Source organism: Coleofasciculaceae cyanobacterium (genome assembly GCA_036703275.1).
Classification (GTDB): Bacteria; Cyanobacteriota; Cyanobacteriia; order Cyanobacteriales; family Xenococcaceae; genus Waterburya.
This window is the reverse complement of the sequence record DATNPK010000053.1, coordinates 92,916-111,833: the sequence shown is the minus strand read 5'-3', so window position 1 is coordinate 111,833 and position 18,918 is coordinate 92,916. Positions and strand designations below refer to the sequence as shown.

The 18,918-nt window shown below is 39.6% G+C and carries 17 protein-coding genes and 1 tRNA gene; 8 read left to right on the top strand and 10 right to left on the bottom strand.

Annotation, left to right across the window (positions count from 1 at the left end; translation table 11 throughout):
* Positions 1-291 precede the first annotated feature (291 nt).
* Together V6C71_09885 and V6C71_09880 are read right to left on the bottom strand one after the other, a co-directional pair.
* Positions 292-5,295, bottom strand: a complete 5,004-nt coding sequence (locus tag V6C71_09885; GenBank protein ID HEY9768791.1) for a chemotaxis protein CheB — start codon at positions 5,293-5,295, stop codon at positions 292-294.
* A gap of 158 nt (positions 5,296-5,453) precedes the next feature.
* The gene (locus V6C71_09880) at positions 5,454-5,822 is read right to left on the bottom strand and encodes a hypothetical protein (GenBank protein HEY9768790.1); all 369 of its coding nucleotides are present in this window, start codon (positions 5,820-5,822) and stop codon (positions 5,454-5,456) included.
* Positions 5,823-6,032: 210 nt separating this feature from the next.
* Here V6C71_09880 and V6C71_09875 point away from each other — a divergent pair, with 210 nt between their 5' ends.
* The gene (locus V6C71_09875; GenBank protein HEY9768789.1) at positions 6,033-6,395 is read left to right on the top strand and encodes a UbiA family prenyltransferase; all 363 of its coding nucleotides are present in this window, start codon (positions 6,033-6,035) and stop codon (positions 6,393-6,395) included.
* A 12-nt stretch (positions 6,396-6,407) separates the two neighbouring features.
* Here V6C71_09875 and V6C71_09870 read toward each other — a convergent pair whose 3' ends face one another.
* The 5 genes from V6C71_09870 to V6C71_09850 form a co-directional block, all read right to left on the bottom strand.
* The gene (locus tag V6C71_09870) at positions 6,408-6,974 is read right to left on the bottom strand and encodes a hypothetical protein (GenBank protein ID HEY9768788.1); all 567 of its coding nucleotides are present in this window, start codon (positions 6,972-6,974) and stop codon (positions 6,408-6,410) included.
* A gap of 60 nt (positions 6,975-7,034) precedes the next feature.
* Positions 7,035-7,116: transfer RNA gene (locus V6C71_09865), tRNA-Leu, on the bottom strand.
* Positions 7,117-7,453: 337 nt separating this feature from the next.
* Positions 7,454-7,957, bottom strand: a complete 504-nt coding sequence (locus V6C71_09860; protein ID HEY9768787.1) for a Spy/CpxP family protein refolding chaperone — start codon at positions 7,955-7,957, stop codon at positions 7,454-7,456.
* 55 nt (positions 7,958-8,012) lie between these two features.
* Positions 8,013-8,399: a hypothetical protein gene (locus V6C71_09855; protein HEY9768786.1), complete on the bottom strand. Its 387-nt coding sequence runs from the start codon at positions 8,397-8,399 to the stop codon at positions 8,013-8,015.
* A 19-nt stretch (positions 8,400-8,418) separates the two neighbouring features.
* The gene (locus tag V6C71_09850; GenBank protein HEY9768785.1) at positions 8,419-9,048 is read right to left on the bottom strand and encodes a sigma-70 family RNA polymerase sigma factor; all 630 of its coding nucleotides are present in this window, start codon (positions 9,046-9,048) and stop codon (positions 8,419-8,421) included.
* Between the two features lie 257 nt (positions 9,049-9,305).
* Between V6C71_09850 and V6C71_09845 the strand changes: the two genes are divergently transcribed.
* Together V6C71_09845 and V6C71_09840 are read left to right on the top strand one after the other, a co-directional pair.
* Entirely contained in the window at positions 9,306-9,581 is a 276-nt protein-coding gene (locus tag V6C71_09845; GenBank protein HEY9768784.1) for an HNH endonuclease, read from the top strand.
* Positions 9,582-9,717: 136 nt separating this feature from the next.
* Positions 9,718-11,673 carry a glycosyltransferase family 39 protein gene (locus V6C71_09840; GenBank protein ID HEY9768783.1) on the top strand — a complete coding sequence of 652 codons (1,956 nt, stop codon included), beginning with the start codon at positions 9,718-9,720 and terminating at the stop codon, positions 11,671-11,673.
* A gap of 26 nt (positions 11,674-11,699) precedes the next feature.
* Here the strand turns inward: V6C71_09840 and V6C71_09835 are convergent, their stop codons facing one another.
* Entirely contained in the window at positions 11,700-12,179 is a 480-nt protein-coding gene (locus V6C71_09835; protein HEY9768782.1) for a hypothetical protein, read from the bottom strand.
* Between the two features lie 164 nt (positions 12,180-12,343).
* Here V6C71_09835 and V6C71_09830 point away from each other — a divergent pair, with 164 nt between their 5' ends.
* The 5 genes from V6C71_09830 to serS all read left to right on the top strand — a co-directional run bounded on the left by V6C71_09830 (position 12,344) and on the right by serS (position 17,567).
* Complete coding sequence (locus V6C71_09830; protein ID HEY9768781.1) at positions 12,344-12,883, top strand: phycobiliprotein lyase; 540 nt, start codon at positions 12,344-12,346, stop codon at positions 12,881-12,883.
* 243 nt (positions 12,884-13,126) lie between these two features.
* On the top strand, positions 13,127-14,266 hold the full coding sequence (locus tag V6C71_09825; GenBank protein HEY9768780.1) for a Gfo/Idh/MocA family oxidoreductase: 1,140 nt from the start codon (positions 13,127-13,129) through the stop codon (positions 14,264-14,266).
* Positions 14,267-14,331: 65 nt separating this feature from the next.
* Positions 14,332-15,420 (top strand): Gfo/Idh/MocA family oxidoreductase, encoded by a 1,089-nt coding sequence (locus V6C71_09820; protein ID HEY9768779.1) that lies wholly within the window; start codon positions 14,332-14,334, stop codon positions 15,418-15,420.
* Between the two features lie 332 nt (positions 15,421-15,752).
* Complete coding sequence (locus V6C71_09815) at positions 15,753-16,025, top strand: WGxxGxxG family protein (protein HEY9768778.1); 273 nt, start codon at positions 15,753-15,755, stop codon at positions 16,023-16,025.
* 261 nt (positions 16,026-16,286) lie between these two features.
* The gene (serS, locus tag V6C71_09810; protein HEY9768777.1) at positions 16,287-17,567 is read left to right on the top strand and encodes a serine--tRNA ligase; all 1,281 of its coding nucleotides are present in this window, start codon (positions 16,287-16,289) and stop codon (positions 17,565-17,567) included.
* A 236-nt stretch (positions 17,568-17,803) separates the two neighbouring features.
* Here the strand turns inward: serS and V6C71_09805 are convergent, their stop codons facing one another.
* Both V6C71_09805 and V6C71_09800 read right to left on the bottom strand, forming a co-directional pair.
* A complete protein-coding gene (locus V6C71_09805; protein ID HEY9768776.1) occupies positions 17,804-18,292 on the bottom strand; it encodes a molybdenum cofactor biosynthesis protein MoaE in 489 nt (162 codons plus the stop codon).
* Between the two features lie 49 nt (positions 18,293-18,341).
* Complete coding sequence (locus tag V6C71_09800) at positions 18,342-18,737, bottom strand: hypothetical protein (GenBank protein HEY9768775.1); 396 nt, start codon at positions 18,735-18,737, stop codon at positions 18,342-18,344.
* Between the last annotated feature and the right edge of the window lie 181 nt (positions 18,738-18,918).

The following is an 18,918-nucleotide window of genomic DNA, read 5'->3' as shown; positions in this document are numbered from 1 at the left end:
AGGATATGCCCGAGCATGACTAGCCCTAAAGGACGACGCGAAGGACGCGCCTCCAGGCGCTAATCCTTTAGGGCTAGTCCTAAAGGATACCGCTCCGAGACCGAAGGGAATCCTTTAGGGCATATCCTTTAGGATAAGCTTCGAGACCGAAGGGCGGAGTGCGGTTTATCCGTGAATCCGCGATTGGCATATCATGCACGGGCATATCGCGTTCTTCGCTTCGCATTAGCGATTAGCAATTAGCTTTCATAACCCTTAAATTGCCTTAATCCGAACTGAGGTTAATTAAATTTACTTTGATTCTAGGTGCTGACGAATTGATTCTTTGAGTTTTTTTAGCTGGCAACTTTCAGCTAATTGGCTAACCTGCTGGGCAAAAGGGATTAATTCAGGTCGATTTGACCAGGAGTTGGCACGGGATATAGTACTGCGGATATCTCCCTGCATGACTAAATCTAAAACTTTGGTTAATTCTTGACTAGGAGGAATCACTAAAGCGGTATCTGGACTATTTTGCGCTGATGATTGCTGAATTAGCGATCGCTTCATACCATCGCTAGTAATCCATTCTAATTCGAGGTTTTGTTCGATAACCTGCAATAGTTGTTTAAAGTTCAAGGGTTTTGCCAGAAAATTGCTTGCTCCTGCCTGATAGCAGCTTGATTCGTCTGTAGCTAGTGTGCTGGCAGAAACCATAACTACGGGAAGCCGCTCAAAGCGAGATTCTTGTCTGAGACGTTGGGTTACTTCCCAGCCTTTCATTTTGGGCATTATTAGATCTAATAATACGAGGTCAGGCTGATGTTGCTCAATTAAAGCGATCGCCGTTTCTCCTGACTTGGCTTCGACAACATCAAAACCTAAAGGTGTCAGAAAATCTACGATCACCTCACGATTGTTATCTAAATCGTCTACTACTAAAATTTGCTGTTTCTGACCTGTATAACCTGTAATATCCAGCTCTATATAGTTGTTGATTGAAGTTGCTTCAGCAGTTTCTACCACAGGAAAAGTTAAATCAAACCAGAAAACACTACCCTGTCCCACAACGCTGGTTACCTCGATCTGACTACCCATTTGTTCGGCTAAACTCTTGCTAATAGTTAAACCTAAACCCGTTCCTTCCTGAGATGATTGATGGGAGTTTAGCTGATAAAAAGGTAAAAAGATCTCTTTTATTTTAGCTTGAGAAATACCGCTACCTGTATCTTCAATATAGAAACGGATCTCGTCTGCATTACTTGGCTCAAAAGATAACCTTGATTCGGGTGGAAAATCTTTGACGAAACCGACTTTAAAAATAACTTTACCTTGATGGGTAAACTTGACGGCATTGCTCAATAAATTAAACAATAGCTGACGCAGGCGAGTTTCATCTCCTTTAACTACCTTAGGCAGGTCAGACAAGATCTGATGCTCAAACGCGATCGCTTTTTGCTGACAGCGGACACGGATAATATCAGCTAAGTTAGCTAAAAATGAGGGGAAAATAAAGTCGCGTAGTTCTAAATTAAGTTTACCTGCTTCAATCTTGGCAACATAAAGAATATCGTTGATCAGAGTCAGCAAATCTTGACCAGACTGTCTGATTACTTCAATACCTCTTTTTCTAGTCTCGATATTTTCTGATTCGCGCTGTAAAATTTGGGCAAATCCTAAAATAGCATTCAAAGGGGTACGCAATTCATGGCTAGTGTGGGCAATAAATGCGCTTTTAGCCTGATTAGCAGCTTCGGCTGCTTCTTTTGCCTGCTGTAGCTGCTGGGATTGGTTTTCAATTTGGGTAAATAAATCTACCTGGGCTAAAGAAATACCTAGCTGAATACTGGTTTGAGTTAGTAAACGAATTTCTCCTTCTTTCCACTGGCGAGGACTTTGATTTTGGTAAGCAGCAAGCAGTCCCCAAAGTTGTTTGCCTCGAAAAACAGGTATAATACAAAAAGATTTCGCCTGAATTTTCTGGTACATAATTCGATGGCAGTGGCTTAACTTGGCCTGGGCAACATCATTAATGACAAAGGTGTGATAGTCTTGGTAGTGACTTCCTTGAGTCGCCTGTAAACAGGTATCTTTCCAGCTAGTTTTCAATTCACTTTTGAGGAGGGAAGTCCAGCCTTCGGCTACAGATTCGGCAACAAATTCTCCACTCCAATCGGGATTAAAACGATAGAGAACGAGGCGATCGCATTTTAAAGTTGCTCGTAACTGTTGAGTCGTATTTTGAAATATTTCAATTAAATCAAAAGTTTCGCGGATTTTTTCGACTATTTTAAGAATAGTGCTTTCGCGCTCCCCGCTTTCTCTCAGTTCGGCTTCGGTATGCTTCAGTTCGCTAATATCGGTAGAAATAGCACAGATGGCGTAAACTTCTCCTTGTTCATCAAGTAAAGGTGCTTTAGTAGAAATATAGCTATGCAGACGGTTATCGGCTGTGAGTGCCTGTTCTTCAAACTTCAGAACCGACTTAGAGGCTAAGACTTGCTGGTCATTACTAATTAGACTTGCAGCAATTTGTTCGGGAAAGAAGTCGCGATCGCTTTTACCCAAAATTTCCGCCTCAGTGATACCTAATGTCTCTATACACTGGCGATTAGCCAAAAGATAGCGTCCTGCAACATCTTTGAGATAAATTATCGATGTAGTTGTTTCTAAAATTGCTCTTAGTCTCGCTTCGGATTTTTGTAAAGCCTGAGTACGCTCTTCTACTCTGGCTTCTAGCTCTTGATTTAGCTGGCGCAACTGTAGTTGAGATTTCTGTAAATCTTGATTGACTAGATCAATCTGCTTTTGAATAGTTTTAAGTTCGTTGATATCGATAAAAGATATTACTACCCCATCCAATTGACCATTTTCTAATAGATAGGGATTAACCCGCATCAACAGATGAAAATCGTTTTTAACTAGCTTTACTTCTCGATTTACAACCCTGTGACTTCTAATTACCCCTTGTAAAAGCTGCATCATATCTTGGCAGTCGAGGTTGTGAGTAATATGTTCTAGGGGACGGTTAATATCGGCTTCTAATAGGTTGATCGCTACAGTAGCTGCGGGAGTAAACCTACGAATTTTTAAGTCGCGATCGAGAAAAACTACGCCAATGTCCGTACTCCGCAGTAAATTATCGACATCGTTATTCAACTCGGTTAATTCTTCAATTTTTAGTTGATATTGGGTATTAACAGTGTATAATTCTTCGTTAACCGAATGCAGTTCTTCATTGGCAGCAGTTAATTCTTCATTGGTTGCCTGCTGTTCTTCGTTGGTAGTTTCTAATTCTTCAATTACTGACTGAAGATTAACGCGGGTTTGCTGTAGTTCATACTCTAATTCGACAATTCGTTGAGAAGCTTCCAGTTCAACTTCAAATCTTTCTCCTGAAGCCTGTCGCGGAATTTCGCCTTCTTGAATAATAATGCTAAAAAAGTCATCGGCTAGTTTATTACTTTCGTTATAGGTAACTTCCAGTTTAAAATTGCGCGATTGATTTTGATGCTTAACTTTAATTCCCAGATAGGATATTGGCGATCGCTCTTGTTTAGCCCGATGCAGGGCAGTAATTAATGGCAAATGTAGATCGCTGACAATCAACTTGGTAATATCTGTGGTTGTTCTACCCAAAGGCATTTTCAGAACTTCGATGCCGTTGTTGAAGCTGTGGAACAGCTTGTATTGGCGATCGACCAAAAAGCAGGTTGCTTGATGTTTAGCGAGAAAAGCACTGAAAGTTTTTTCTAGTATCGGTTCAAGAAAAGCTTCGCTACTAATTTTTGTCGGAAAATAGGATGGCAGTTGGTGAGAAATTTTCTCGAAGTTTTTTGCGGGGTTGTTTAGCTTAACGTCTCGCTTTTTCTGATAAATTTTGGCTTTTTGGGCAAGAGTTTGAAATTCAGGTTCAATGTAGCCCAAAGTCTCGGCTTCGCCTAAAAACAGAACTCCCTTGGCGAGTAAAGAAAAGTGCAGATTACGTAGTACTTGCTGCTGCAATTGTGGTTGAAAATAAATTAAAATATTGCGACAGCTAATCAAATTCAGGCGGGTGAATCCAATGTCTTTGGTTAAGTCGTGGGACGTGAATAATATTTTTTCTCTTAACCGACGCACTATTTGGCAAGAATTATCCTTGAGGGCAACATATTGTTCTAATTGTTCGGGGCTGAGATCGTTAACGACTGTTCGCGGATAAACACCCTGCGCTGCCTTTTCTAAAGCAGCTTGATCGATATCAGTAGCAAAAATCTTAAATCTAATTGGCTTTTTTGAATTGCCTACCGCTTCATCAAGCAGCATTGCCAAAGAATAGGCTTCTTCACCTGTAGCGCAAGCTGTTACCCAGCAGCGTATCTCTTCCTGTGGCTGGGCTTTGGCAATTAATTGAGGAATTATGTTGTTGGCTAAAAAATCCCAGGCAGGGCGATCGCGAAAAAATTGAGTTACGCTAATCAGCAAATTCTGGCGCAGCATTGAGCGTTCTTCGGCAGAGGTTTCTAGAAGACGGATAAACTGATTTAGATCGCGACAGCCACTAATTAGATAATGGCGATGAATACGTCGAGAAAGAGTGCTAGTTTTGTAATGAGAAAAATCTGTCTGTTCGTGTCGAGCGATAATTGTGGCGATCTGCTGCAAACTGTCTGGGTCAAACAAGTTAAGCGAATTGAGACTATCTTTAGTCGGCAAGTGAGGCAATCGGACTAAGCGATCGATTACCTCAGCCAGTTCTGGCGGTGCAAGGATGCGGTCGACAATTCCTGTCGCGATCGCCGTACGAGGCATTCCGTCAAATTCTGCCGTTACTGGATCTTGTACCATGGCAAATCCGCCAGCTTGATTAATTGTTCGCAAGCCATTAGTGCCATCGCTACCCGTTCCCGACAAAATAATCCCAATGGCTCTTTCCATCATGGTTCGAGACAGAGACTCTAAGAAAATATCAATCGGAAAATTAAGTTCGTGACGACCACGCTCTTTTTGTTTGAGCAGATGTAGCTGATTATTTTTTAAGCTTAAATTCTTGCCAGGAGGAATCAAATAGACTGAGTTGGGCTGCAACTCCATACCTTGTGTCACCCGATAGATTGCCATCCGAGTAAATCTTTCTAGCAATTCCTTCATCAGACTTTTAAAATGTGGGGAGAGGTGTTGAATTACGACAAAAGCCGCCCCAGTATCATTGGGCAGATGCTCAAAAAATTGCTCCAAAGCACGAAGTCCACCTGCGGATGCACCAATACCAACCACAAAAAAATCTGCTCGATTTTGAGACGGGAAATTTACACTGTGATCTTTTTCTGGCATGAAATGTAGCAATGAAGTATATCAATATTTTAATGGTATCTTTCCATCCTGTTTCTAGTTGGCGATCGTTGTTCTTCTTATTAAATGAACTGCTCAAAAATTTCTTTTTATCGTTATAAACTCTAAGCTTTAAGCTATTTGCCATTTACACTCTTTCATTAAAAATCAAAATTGACTCCCAATTCTGTGCCAAAATAGTCGATCGCGTCATCTCCAGTTTGACTGGCATATCTAACCTGTCCTAAAATGCTAAATTTGCTGCTGACAGGAACAGTTACACCACCTTTGATTTGCCAAGTAAAGCGAGTATCGTCCTCAATAATCGTCGTGCGGTCAAAATCATCTATCTCATCCTCCACGCTGCTAGATAGCTGAGATATGCCAATTCCAGGACTGAGAAATAACGCTAGACTATTGCGGCGATCATTTAGCGGTAAAGTAAATCTGGGGTTAAGAAATAACGAGAAGATGCCATAGTTTTCATCTTCGTCTAAGTCTGAATCAACACCTCCCAAAGCTAGCATCATCAATATCTGGAAAAAAGATGGCTAAAGTTGCTCCTGCGTAACCACAATTGAACTGGCTAATTATTCGGCAGGAGAAGGTTGTGGCATACAGTCAATTGAAGTTGTAGATTATATTTATTTACACAATAGAAGCGATCGCTTCTATTGTAAATTCTGGTAATTAATAATTAATAATTGATAAATTATTAATTGATGATTAAGTAAAAGCATATGACTACTACCGACGATAGAGAAAGAAAGTATCAGCTTCGCGAAGCACAATTACAGGCAAAAGAGAGAGAATTAAGACTTAGAGAGCTGGCAACAGAAATATATCAACAACAGAGAACAAATGAACCTGAAGTTGATTTGGAGCCTGCTTTATATCAGACGAGAAAGCACAACCCATCCGCCAACTCCTTTCAAAAACTTGCTCGAAAAATAGTAAAATTTGCCAAATTTTCGGCGTTTGTCGTAGCAGGTATTGCAGTTATCAAAGTTGGCTTTGTTGTCGGAATGTGGATCGCGTATTTGATTCTGGCTAGTATTGTTGCCGCGATTGGCTATCAAATATTTTTAAAAGACGAAAAATGATCGCTCTCAACTTTAATTTCTGTCACCTATAATTTTCTCTGTAGTCAATTGAATTTGTTTTGGCTCAATAGTCTGGTGTTGTTGCTTTAACATAGCAATATCTTGAATAAGCTGTTCTTGTTGCTGTTGAATTTTCTCAAGTCGAATCATAATTTCCTGTAGGTATTCAGGATTATTGGTCACTTCGTAGTTAGTGATCGTAGTGTTGGCAGCAGCAACTGTTTTAGGCTTAGTTTCCCAGCCAAAGAAGAATTTGAGTAATAACCAAGGCGATCGCAAAATCTGAAGCCATATTCGATCTATGGCATTAGCGATCGCTCTATAAACAGTTACTAACAACCTGATAGTCAAAACTATGGCGATCAGACTGCTAACCAAACTAATTAAAGGATGAGCGACTAACCAGGATATAAACGGGTGATCTATTAACCAAGCATCGACGCGATTACTAACCGAACTACCGATACTATCGACCAAGTAATCATCTAAAGATGTTGCTTTATCAGTAGCGTCTAAAAAAAAAGAAGCTGCTGTTGCTTTAATACCGTCTAATTTATCTGCTAGATTTTCTGATAACACAGTGTCAAAAGTTAAAATTATACTCTAGCTAATAATATTAAATATAGTACTGAAAAATAGTGCGGATAGCGAGACTCGAACTCGCAAGGCGTAAGCCACACGCCCCTCAAGCGTGCGTGTCTACCAATTCCACCACATCCGCGTATTAATTAATCATGGCAAATGCTGCTTAGTTCAGCATTTTTAACCATGATATTGGCAATATCTAACTTAACATATATCAGACTTTTGAAAACAGAAATTATAACGGTATTGGTTCAGTCACAGATTACTCCGCCGTCCTAAAGGACGACGCAAAGGACGCGCCTCCAGGCGCTAATCATGCACGGGCTAGTCCTAAAGGATACCGCTTAGCATATGCTTTAGCATACCGCTCCGCGTCCTAAAGGATTAGAAGTTCGCGTCGCAAATCATGCACGGGCATATAAAACGACGGAGACGGCACGGACCGTTGGTCAATGGAACTAAATTGTTTTAAATCATTTGGCAAATCGAGAATCAACTATTTTCCTAAACATTTCTCGCTGCTGAGGAGTCAATATTTCTCTGGTAGCCAACATACTTTCAAAATGCAATAACCCCATTTCCTGGTGTAAGGTATTCAACTGTTGATTTTTAGCCCGAAGCAACTCTACTGGTTCAGTTCCAACCATCATATCTGATAGCTGTTGCTGCAATCTGGTAATAATGTTCTTTTTCTTAATTATTTTTTGTCGATATTGGAGATGAATTTGTTTAATTTGCTGTTGCTGTTCGCTACTCAGGTTTAGCTGTTGAAATAAGCTTAAAGTCGGTTTCTGCTGAGCCACCTCCCAGGAATTATCGGCGATCGCAGTTGGATTCATCGAGTAGCCATGCAAGTTTGGCAAAGACAACATCGAACCAGCAAAAACAGGAAAGAGCAAAATAATCAAAAATGTTATAGCGATCGCCGTCAATAAATATCGCCGTCGTCTTATTCTTATTAAAGTCTGAAAAATCATCAATAAAATTAAGGAGATAAAAAATCTTATTTTTGAGGTACAAAAAAGTATCGAGCTAATGTCTAGAGACGGACAAAGCTGGCTGTGATTCAGCAACAGTTGGCAACAACCAGTAAGCTTCCGTCTCTTCTACGGCATAATACCCCTGATTATTCAAGGTATTTTGCCAATTTCTGACTAAAAAGTTTTCTAAATCTTTAGGTTCAAGAGCCATTCGGGGAGTCTTTACGGTAAAGCTCACCGAAGTAAATAAAAATCCTGTAGCGATCGCGCCAGGTATAGTCCAGGCGGTTTTGTAATAGCGTTTTTTACCAGTTTTGCGCGGTTCTAAAGAGTCGATCAGCCGTTGTTCTAAATCTGGATCAGCATTGGGCGGAATCGGTCGATTGTGTCGCAGAAAAGTGACAAGATTATTTTTATTATCGTTGTGTAAGTTAGTCATGATCCTAAATTATTCAATCCTAAAGAGATATTCCCTGTTGTTCGAGAAATTTTTTAAATAAGTTTCTAGCATGAAATAAACGGGATTTAACTGTTCCTACAGGTATATCCAGAATTTCTGCCACTTGTTTTTGAGGTATGTCTTCCAAGTCATGTAAAACCAATACGGCACGATGATCGAAGCTGAGATTATCTAAACCTCTTTGTACTATGTCTTGATAATGTAAGTGCATTAAGTCTGGCGTATCCTGAACCTCAGACAATATGCTGTGGTTTAGCGGCTCTTTTTCCCAAGATTTTTCATTGAAACTGGTTTTTTCTTGAATTCTAGCTAATTTACGCCTTTGATCTGTCGCTACGTTCCAACTAATCCGATATAACCAGGTAGAAAAGTATTTTGGTGTTTTCAGTTTTGGTAGTCCGTTCCAAGCTTTGAGAAAAACCTCTTGTACCAAGTCATCTAGTAATGATGAGCCACATAGCTGATAGAGAGTAGAGCGCACCCGTTGTTGATAACGTTGATAAAGCAGACGAAAACAAGCGCGATCGCCTTGCTGGCACAGCCAGATTAATTCTTGTTCTGTTGGCACTCTTGTTTCTGCTTCTACATCTGCTGTACTAGCTAGTTCACCAGCTAACATTTTGCTCATCTTTTTTAGCAATGTTTAGTTCTTTACGGCGCGTTTTGCGAGTCCTAAAGGATTAGAAGTTCGCGTCACAGTCCGTTGCGGGGGTTCCCAAGGCAGCGCGTTGCGGAGGTTCCCTCCGTTGAAGCGACTGCCGCCCCGTTATAGGAACTGTCGAGGTTGGGTAAGAAGATTCTTACCCAAAAGCCGCCTGATTCTTTAGACTAAAAATAGATAATATCGGTTCAATTTTAAATTAATTTTAAATTAATTATTTTTGTATGCTTTGCCAATTATGCGATCGCGATGTTGAACAGCTAACGACTCATCATCTCGTTCCTCGACAAACAGTCAAACGTAAACAAGCCGATTCTGGCCTAACCATTGATATTTGTTCCCCCTGTCATCGACAAATTCACGCTTTATATAGCAACTTAGATTTAGCCAAAGAACTCAATACTTTAAATAAGCTTAAGTCCGAACCCAAAATGAGCAAGTTTTTGGGCTGGATTAGAAAACAAGATCCTCGAAAGAAAGTTCGTATCCGCTTAAAATAACTTATTCCCTATTTGAGCCAAATAATCTAAGCTAAGTTTTAACTAAACATTGGCTAATTAAAAAAACTAACTCTAAAATTTACCGTTGTTCTAAAAACCATAAGTTTCTGCACCAAACACTGATACCTCAACAATAATGCGATTGACTATTAAAAATCTTAACTGGGTCGATATTTCGATTCTATTGCTGGCATTAATAGTAACGCTACTAGGCATCGGCAGCTATGGTTTATATGAACCCCACGAAGGTCATTTTGCCATGGTTGGTCAAGAAATGATTTGGCGCAATGATTGGATTACTCCTCACCTCAATGGTTCTCCTTATCTCAATAAGCCGCCACTCCTATATTGGCTGATTGCGCTTTCTACTAGCATTTTTGGTTCAACAGAATTTGCCGCCAGACTGCCGATCAGTTTAACAGGTTGGCTAGGCATAGTTTTTGCCTGGAAATGGACTGGAGAACTTTGGGGAATTAATTCCAGTAGAGTCGCTGCTTTGATGCTGTCGGTAACTCTAGGCTGGTTTATTTTTACACATCAGATTTTGATCGATGTCTTGCTAGGAACTTTATTATTAAGCAGTAATTATTTTCTCTGGCGATCGCTTTATCAACCTCAATCGCGTCTAAATTGGTGGGGTGCATATTTATCTTTAGCTCTATGCATTCTAACTAAAGGTTTAATTGGGTTAGTTTTTCCCTTGCTTGGCTGCTTGGCACTAATCATTATTCGACAAGATTGGAAGATAATTGAGCAGATTAAGCTATATCAGGGACTATTATTGATTTTGTTGCTTGTTTTACCCTGGTTTATTGCCGTAGAGCAGGCAAATCCCGGTTTTTGGCATTATTTTATTGTTAATGAGCATTTTGATCGCCTGTTAGATCGCCGTTTTCCGCCAGATTATGAAGTTTCCAAAATTAGTGCGGTGGGTTATCTGGCGATCGCCGCCTGTTGGTGTTTTCCTTGGATCTTATTTTTACCATCGGTTATTAAATCTACCTGGAAAGAATGGCGACGAGGATCGAGCGCCAACGCTTCCTGGCTCGATCGCAAAAATAGTGACGGCGTATTTTTATTGTCTGCTGCGGCAATTTTACCAATAATTTTATTTTTACCCCTTTCTTCGCGGTTGATTTACTATAGTATTCCTGCTATTCCTCCCTATGTTGTTTTGTGTGCTGGCTGGTGGAAAAAACATTATCGCTCTTCGCCACGAATCAAACAGCAGTCAAGCATAATTAATTACCCTTTACCCAAGGCAATTCATCCTTACCCTGTAGATACACTCTGTAGTTCTTCGGTACAAACAGTTAGTCATTCTGTACTAGCTAAAACGAGCAATCTGTATGGTGCGATTTCTCTAATTTTGGGAGTCAGCTTTTATAGCGTAATTGCTCTTTTTCCTGTAATAGTTTCTTGGTTGCCAGTTGTTTTGCAAACTACAGCAATTACCAGATTAATTATTATCATAGCGATCGCTTTGGGAACGGGCTGGTTTGCTTCAGGGATTGCAATGTTAAAGCGTTCGTCTCTCTCGTGGCTACCTTTATTTGTAGTTCTAACTATTACCTATTTGGCTACTATTCAAGGGTTTGTTCTCTATCAAAATATACGTTCCTCAAAAAATCTAGTTCAACAGGCAAATTTCTGTTTGGGTATTGATACTCTTTGGACATTTGAAGGCTCGCGAGAAATCGGCGCAGCAGGAGCGATCGGCTATTATTTAAATCAGGCTCAGACTGCTAATAATATTCAACATATTCAACATAAGTTGGGATGGGCAGTTGTCAAAGAAAATACTTATCGCACTGTAATGATTATCTCTGACGGTGGTAAAAATCGGCTTCCACCACAATTTCCTGGTTCTCCGCCTCAATACCTGATCGCTCAAACAGAACTACAAACCTACTGGGATAGCGATCGCCCTGTAGTATTTCTGACAGATTTTTTGCGTCAGCCTGACGATTATAATGATCCTTTGACTTTAAATTTACCTCAAGGAGCGATCGAACCCTATTTAATTAGTGGTCAACGAAGACTTTACCTCAATCAGGCTGCTCAAAAACTTGCTCAAAAAAAATGCCCGTAATTTTGGCACTAGTCCCCACACTGAAATCACTTGCTACTTACTACTCGATCGAGCGCTCTTTCTTCTCCCGATGCTTCTACTTTAATCAAAGATAATTCTCGATCAATCTCCCCTTTAAGATATATTTCTCCAGCCGACTCCCCGCCAAAATCTATTTTTCCTAACAACTGCCGTGTTGCAGGGTCATAATTAAATTCCAGATAATCACTTTGCCCAACTCCATCTACGATGTTGTCATAACTAGCGATCATCGATCCCGAAGGATCATAGAAGCTAACTGTTAAAGAATTTAAAGCATTCGTTGTGCCTGTGCCACGTTCGGAAATTGTGACCAAGCTTTGCTCATCGTAGCTGAAAGTAGTTTTGATCGTATATCCTGTAACGCTATTCATTTCCAGCTTCTGAGTTATGGCAACAGCAGGAAAAATCCAGCAGAGGCTAGAAAAAATAATTAGGACAAGACTCGCAGCCAACCTAAAAACAAAATTGTGAGCACTTGACATCATGAAAAATCACAAATATAAGTTAATTCCGTATTATCAATCACAATACGGCTAAAGACAGAATGTCTACAATATTGGTGCGTGATATAATAAGATATATTACGTACAGAGTATTAATGCTTGACAGCAAAGATTCTATACTGTTCTTACAAAAGAGGTAAGCCTAAATGATAGCTGGGGAAACAACAAATATAGCTTTACAAACTTTGGCAGTTGACTTTTTCCGTAAGTCGGCGGGTAACTGGAATTCCCATCGAAGATATTACAGCCTGAACCAAGACGTTGAACCTCAAGAAGTCGAAAGCTTACTTAATATTGCTTTTTTGGAACAGGGTGCGCCAGAGTTAATTGAACTAGCTAAAAGTCATCAATTAGAAAATTTAGCAGCACTAGTTTGTGGAACAAAAGTAACTTGGCAAAGCAACTATACCAATCAAAATCGCAAGCCGGTTAATGGTTCAACAGTCTTTGGCATTCAGGGAAACATTTTGTATCGCGATCGCGGATTTGCAACACCCAAACCAATCGTGGCAATATGTTCTTTCCCTAACTCTGAGACGATGTGTTTGCGTACCGAATACAATGCCAATGTTTTTGAAGAAGAAATTAAATTAGTTGGCAGCAAATACCGCACCAGACAAACGATTATCTCCCGCGCAGGAGAAGAAATTACCATTGGTCAATACTTAGAAAAGCGGGTGCCATAAAATATTGCAATTCATTTTTAAAACAAGCTATTGAGCAAAAACTATGAATTGTAGCTTTCAGCGGATTCTCAAATCAGTGTTTTAGCTTACTTTGTTCAGACATTTCTTTAAACAACTTTTTAATTGTCGATCTGTGTTAACAAATCAGATTAACGGTAGCAGGGAATTAATTATAGAACGATCTGAAACTTAAACCCTGGATCGATATTAAGATAAAATCTGAAAACCTAAATTAGTTGAGAAATGTCTGAGGAAATCAATATATCTATTGTCGGCTGCGGTTTTGTAGCCGACTATTATTTAACGACCTTAAAAAATTATCCACACTTAAAAATAGCAGGAGTATATGATTTAGATCGAATCAGAACTGAAAATTTTGCTCGATACCATTCTGTTTCCACATATGATTCTTTTGAGGAATTGTTAGAAGATCCTCAAGTCGAATTGGTAGTCAATTTAACTAACCCCAAAAGCCATTTTGAATTAAATCTAGCTTGCCTCGAAGCCAATAAACACGTTTACTCCGAAAAACCATTGGCGATGGAGTTAAAAGAAGCAGAAAAACTCGTAGAAGTCGCTAAACAAAAAGGACTTTATCTCTCTTCAGCTCCTTGTAGTCTGTTGGGCGAAACGGCACAAACTATTTGGAAAGCATTACGAGAAGAAACGGTTGGTAAGACTTATGCAGTTTATGCTGAAATGGATGACGGGCTGCTGCACAAGATGCCTTACCAGTCTTGGTTTAGTCAATCTGGTATTCCCTGGCCATACAAAGATGAGTTTGAAGTTGGTTGTACCTTAGAACACGCAGGATACTACCTTTCTTGGTTTCCTGCTTTTTTTGGGCGAGCAGAAACCGTTACGGGCTTTAGTTCAACTTTAATCGCAGACAAGAACACTGGTGTTCCCCTAAATTTGAATGCTCCCGACTTTTCTATAGCCTGTATTAAATTTGCTTCGGGAGTAGTAGTCAGATTAACCTGTAGTATTATTGCTGCCCACGATCATTCTTTAAGAATTTTTGGTGATAAGGGCATACTTAGTACTCCAGATTGTTGGTTTTATAATTCTCCTGTACACGTTAAACGAATGTTTAATATCAGAAGAAAAATGATTATTAGTCCAATCAAACAAAAATACCCTTTAACAGGTAATAAACCCAAAAAATATGCTTATCGCGGTGCTTTCCAAATGGATTTTGCTAGAGGTATTGCTGAAGTAGCTAATGCAATTAAAGAAAAACGTCCTTGTCGTATTTCTGCCAAATACTCGCTTCATGTCAACGAATTAGTTTTAGCAATTCATAATGCCACAGAAACTAATAGTACTTATACAGTCAAATCTACTTTCGATCCTGTTGAACCAATGCCCTGGGCTAAATAAGCTAGGAATAGCAATTATTAAAGTTAGAAACAGCGAGAAAATATTTTCTTTTTTGAAATGCGAATATGCCATCACAACTTATACGCTGGGGAATACTAGGTACGGGATTTATTTCAGGAGAGTTTGCCAAAGGTCTGAAGTTTGTCAATAACGCTCAGTTATTCGGCGTATCTTCAAGAAAAGCGAGTAATGCCCAAGCTTTTGCCCAAATATTTCAAGTACCACGAGCTTATGATAGCTATGAACAATTAGTTCGAGATCCAGATATTGATGTGGTTTATATTGGCACTCCTAACCATACCCACAAAGATCTCTGTATTCTCTGTTTAGAGGCTGGTAAACCTGTTCTCTGCGAAAAGCCCTTTACCATCAATGCCCAAGAAGCCCGAGAAGTAATTGATTTGGCACGTCGCCAGAAATTGTTTTGCATGGAAGCAATGTGGATGCGCTTTATGCCCCTAATTCAGCAGGTAAAAATCATGGTTGAACAAGGTAAAATTGGCGATGTCAAAATGCTGACGGCTGACTTTGGTTATCCTTTGATTGATACTAATAATGCTTTTTCTACCCCAGAATTTGGTGGCGGGGTACTGCTAGATCGAGGCGTTTATGGTCTTTCTCTAGCTTATTATCTTTTAGGTGAACCATCGCAAATATTGTCCCAAGCATCTATTTGTGCCTCTGGTGTAGATGAGCAGTCATCAATTCTACTTAAATATCCTCAGGGAAAGTTGGCTGTTCTCTCTCAGTCTCTACGCACTCGTACTTCCAATCAGGCTGTAATTATGGGAACAACAGGCAAAATCTTAATTGAAGAGCTATTTATTATGCCCGAAAAGATCTCCGTCAGTCAGTTTTCTCCCTCAACTCAAACTTTTCCCTCTCCTTTAATTGCGCTTAGTTCTAAACAAAAGTTAGTTGCTGCTGCCAAACAGAATTCTTTGATTAGGGGTTTATATCGCTCTGTATCAGGCTTACTTAAGTCAGAGCGAGTGATTGTCAAACCATTAGAAGGCAATGGTTATAACTATGAAGCAACCGAAGTAATCAACTGCCTGCAAAATGGTCAATTAGAAAGCCAGATCATGCCTTTAGACGAAACGCTGAAGATTATCGCAGCAATCGATCGCATTCGTAGTCAATGGTCTCAATAACCCTGCTGGTAATAATATTTTAGTTGCGATTACCAAATTATTTTTGGCATTGAGATATGTTCAATGAAAAATATATAGTTTGCAACTGTAGATGTACCAATTTAATTGTTTGGTCATTTGCAAGATATACACAGAAAAATAAATTGGGAGTTTCTCAGCAATAATGTATATGGCAAGGCTTATTTTTTAAGGAAGAATTTTGAAATCCTTTGAATTTATAAGATTAATTTATCAAACTAAAGATTGATTGATTATCTAAAACAAAATAGTAAGCTTGTTTTGAGATGAAAAAACAATCGAAAATCTTAAATTAAGATCTGGAGATCTATCTGATGAAACTTTCACATCTATACAAACTTTCAGGTGCCGGCTTGCTAGCGATCAGTTTGGCAGTTATTCCTTTTAGTGCTTTAGGACAGACACAGACAGAAACAGATTCAGTCGAGACTGTTGCAGTTGAAGATGACAGCTTTGACTGGGGATGGTTAGGTCTCCTTGGTTTGTTAGGGTTAGCTGGACTTGCTGGCAAGAATAAGCATCGAAATAATAGTACTCATAGTGAAGTTGGAAATACCCAACCATTTCCTAAGAATCCCTCTCGCTAGTCGTAGCGATTGACAGTATCGTTAAAGTAGAAATTAAAAATTTGGGCGCGATTAACATTTGTTTTGATTTCGTCCAAATAGTTTTGTCTGTAATTTCCAATGTAAATTTCTTGGGCATTAAACTTATCGATAAAGCCTCCCTTCATATCTATAATAGTTATCGATCTATATGCTTGTCAATTTTAAATATATTATTAAATAATTCAAAAAGGAGGTATCCTAACATAAAGAAAATAAGCCAATGAATCAAAAATAATAGCGGTGCTAGATCTCAAACTAATTCGAGCCAACCCGGAAAAAGTACAAGAATTAATCAATCGTCGTAATGGTAATTATGACCTTCAACCAATTGTCGAATTAGATCGCGCTTCACGGGAACTAGAAACTAACCGCAGTCAGCTTAGCGCACGGGGTAACGAAATTGGTAAACTAATTGGTCAAAAAATTGGTAGCGGCAGCGATCCTCAAGGAGAAGAAATCGCCCAGCTAAAAACTGAAGGTAATGATCTTAAAACCAAGTTAAGCGAATTAGAACCTCAGGAAAAAGAGTTGAAAGCCAAAATAGAGGCTTTGCTGTTAGAATTACCCAATTTTCCTGACAAATCCACCCCTATTGGCAAAAGCGAAGCTGAAAATGTCGAAATTAAACGCTGGGGTGATGAATACATAAGCGATCGCCAAAACATCCTGCCACACTGGGAAATTGGTGAAAAATTAGGCATTTTAGACTTCAAGCGGGCGGTCAAAGTGGCACAGAGTCGCTTTGTCAACCTCGTGGGTGCAGGGGCGGCATTAGAAAGAGCTTTGATAAGCTTTATGCTAGATACCCAAATTAAGGCTGGCTATACCGAAGTTATGCCGCCTATTTTGGTAAATAGTGATTCTCTCCAGGGTACTAGCCAGTTGCCCAAGTTTGCCGAAGATAGCTTTAAGTGTAGCAACGACGATCTCTGGTTAACTCCCACAGCGGAAGTACCTGTTACCAATCTGTATCGAGATGAAATTATTGAAGATACGGAACTACCTATTCATCATTGTGCCTACACTCCTTGTTTTAGAAGAGAAGCGGGTAGTGCAGGAAGAGATACCAGAGGCTTAATTAGGCTACATCAATTTAATAAGGTAGAGTTGGTTAAGTTAGTTGCCCCTGAAACCTCCGATGCTGAACATCAAGCTTTGGTAGAGAATGCCGAAGCAATCCTTCAGGCTTTAAAATTGCCCTATCGCATTTTGGAACTTTGTACTGGCGATCTGGGTTTTGGGGCTGCAAAATGCTATGACCTAGAGGTGTGGCTGCCTGCTGCGGGGATGTATCGTGAAATCTCTAGCTGTTCCAACTTTAGAGACTTTCAAGCCCGTCGAGCAAATATTCGCTTTAAACAGGCAGGGAAGAAAGGTACAGAGTATGTTCATACTTTAAATGGTTCAGGACTTGCCGTAGGTCGTACTATGGCAGCAATTTTAGAAAATTATCAGCAATCAAACGGCACAATTAAAGTACCCGATGTCTTGCAACCATATTTGAAACGGGAAGTTCTGTAATTTTTTGATTAGCGAAAATCTAAATTTATTTTTGGTTGTTATTGAGCGACCATAGTAAAATAGCGAAGTTAATTTCAACATTTTGGATTATATGTCCATCACGAATATTCTCTTGGTTTTTTACTTAATTGTTTGATAATTCAAAACTATGATGGCGATCGCCTAAATACTACTTACTTAAACGCCTGAGATTTAATTTTTTTAATCAAACTTAAACCAAATATTTTTAGCTGCTGCTAATCTTGCTCGCAAGCACCAATAGAAACCCAAGTACTATGGGAAGTTCCATTTGCCTCGCGGAAAAATTCTTTCTTCCAGATAGGTGCATTATGTTTAAGAGTATCGATCGCATAACGGCAGGCAGCAAAAGCTTCGCCACGATGGGGACAGCCTACGGCAACAATTACGCTAATTTCTCCAATTTTTAGCTTGCCGACTCGATGATGAATTACAATCCGATTGGCATCTTGCCATTGCTGACGAATATCAGCCGTAATAGAATTAAAAACGGCGATCGCCATCGGTTGATAAGCCTGATATTCAAGATACTCTACGGCTTTCCCCTCTGTTTGATTGCGTACCGTGCCACTCATAACCACTACCGCACCGTTAGCTGCATCATCAGCTAATTGATACGCTTCTGTTAAAGACAAAGGTGCAATGGTAATGGCAAAACTATCGTTAGGATTAGTATCAGTAGTTAGAGGCGAACCAAGGTTAACCATGTTTAGTTATATAGATCATCTTCTTTTATCTACTTTACAAGTTTAGTAGCTATGGACGGAGATGATTAAGAAACTTAGGATCGTGAGCAGGGCTATAAACATCTACTTGAGTATCAGGCGTAACTATAACTGTAGGCGTTGTCAAACCAGTGTCATTCCCATCACCGCCACCAACAAAATACTGTCCTTGATTAGACTGTACGACTTGACCTGCGCCAATTCCTACTTGAGTTGTATTGCCTACTACAGTGTTATTAAAACAATTGTCATCGACAGCAGCAGTAATATTGTTTTCTTGCTGTGCGGGTGTATTGCGATCGCCTCGAATTGCAACTTGAGCAGTTGTATCGACAATGGCACAGGCACTAACTGAAGGAGTTAGCGTAGGTAATAAAGATAGCAAAGCGGTAAAAGAAAATAGAGCCAAAGGTGCAGTAGTTTTCATTTGTCGTCTCCTATAATTTGAGAACTAGTTTGTTTGCAGGATGAATTCAATAGAAAGTAATTAGAAAGTTGGCTATATATTTTTATTTATCTTGTTCTCCTACATCAGCTAATTGCTAGATTGCAACTATCATTGGCGTAATTGAGAACTATAGCGTCATCCCTGGTAACTGGATACGTTA

Bases quoted from the DNA above. Each gene is read 5' to 3' on its own strand.
- V6C71_09855 (HEY9768786.1), bottom strand. From the start codon at position 8,399: ATGACTAACTTACACAACGATAATAAAAATAATCTTGTCACTTTTCTG.
- V6C71_09805 (HEY9768776.1), bottom strand. From the start codon at position 18,292: ATGGTTAACCTTGGTTCGCCTCTAACTACTGATACTAATCCTAACGAT.
- V6C71_09875 (HEY9768789.1), top strand. From the start codon at position 6,033: ATGACTACTACCGACGATAGAGAAAGAAAGTATCAGCTTCGCGAAGCA.
- V6C71_09840 (HEY9768783.1), top strand. From the start codon at position 9,718: ATGCGATTGACTATTAAAAATCTTAACTGGGTCGATATTTCGATTCTA.
- V6C71_09845 (HEY9768784.1), top strand. From the start codon at position 9,306: ATGCTTTGCCAATTATGCGATCGCGATGTTGAACAGCTAACGACTCAT.
- V6C71_09815 (HEY9768778.1), top strand. From the start codon at position 15,753: ATGAAACTTTCACATCTATACAAACTTTCAGGTGCCGGCTTGCTAGCG.
- V6C71_09830 (HEY9768781.1), top strand. From the start codon at position 12,344: ATGATAGCTGGGGAAACAACAAATATAGCTTTACAAACTTTGGCAGTT.
- V6C71_09850 (HEY9768785.1), bottom strand. From the start codon at position 9,048: ATGAGCAAAATGTTAGCTGGTGAACTAGCTAGTACAGCAGATGTAGAA.
- V6C71_09835 (HEY9768782.1), bottom strand. From the start codon at position 12,179: ATGATGTCAAGTGCTCACAATTTTGTTTTTAGGTTGGCTGCGAGTCTT.
- V6C71_09885 (HEY9768791.1), bottom strand. From the start codon at position 5,295: ATGCCAGAAAAAGATCACAGTGTAAATTTCCCGTCTCAAAATCGAGCA.
- V6C71_09825 (HEY9768780.1), top strand. From the start codon at position 13,127: ATGTCTGAGGAAATCAATATATCTATTGTCGGCTGCGGTTTTGTAGCC.
- V6C71_09860 (HEY9768787.1), bottom strand. From the start codon at position 7,957: ATGATTTTTCAGACTTTAATAAGAATAAGACGACGGCGATATTTATTG.
- V6C71_09880 (HEY9768790.1), bottom strand. From the start codon at position 5,822: ATGATGCTAGCTTTGGGAGGTGTTGATTCAGACTTAGACGAAGATGAA.
- V6C71_09800 (HEY9768775.1), bottom strand. From the start codon at position 18,737: ATGAAAACTACTGCACCTTTGGCTCTATTTTCTTTTACCGCTTTGCTA.
- V6C71_09820 (HEY9768779.1), top strand. From the start codon at position 14,332: ATGCCATCACAACTTATACGCTGGGGAATACTAGGTACGGGATTTATT.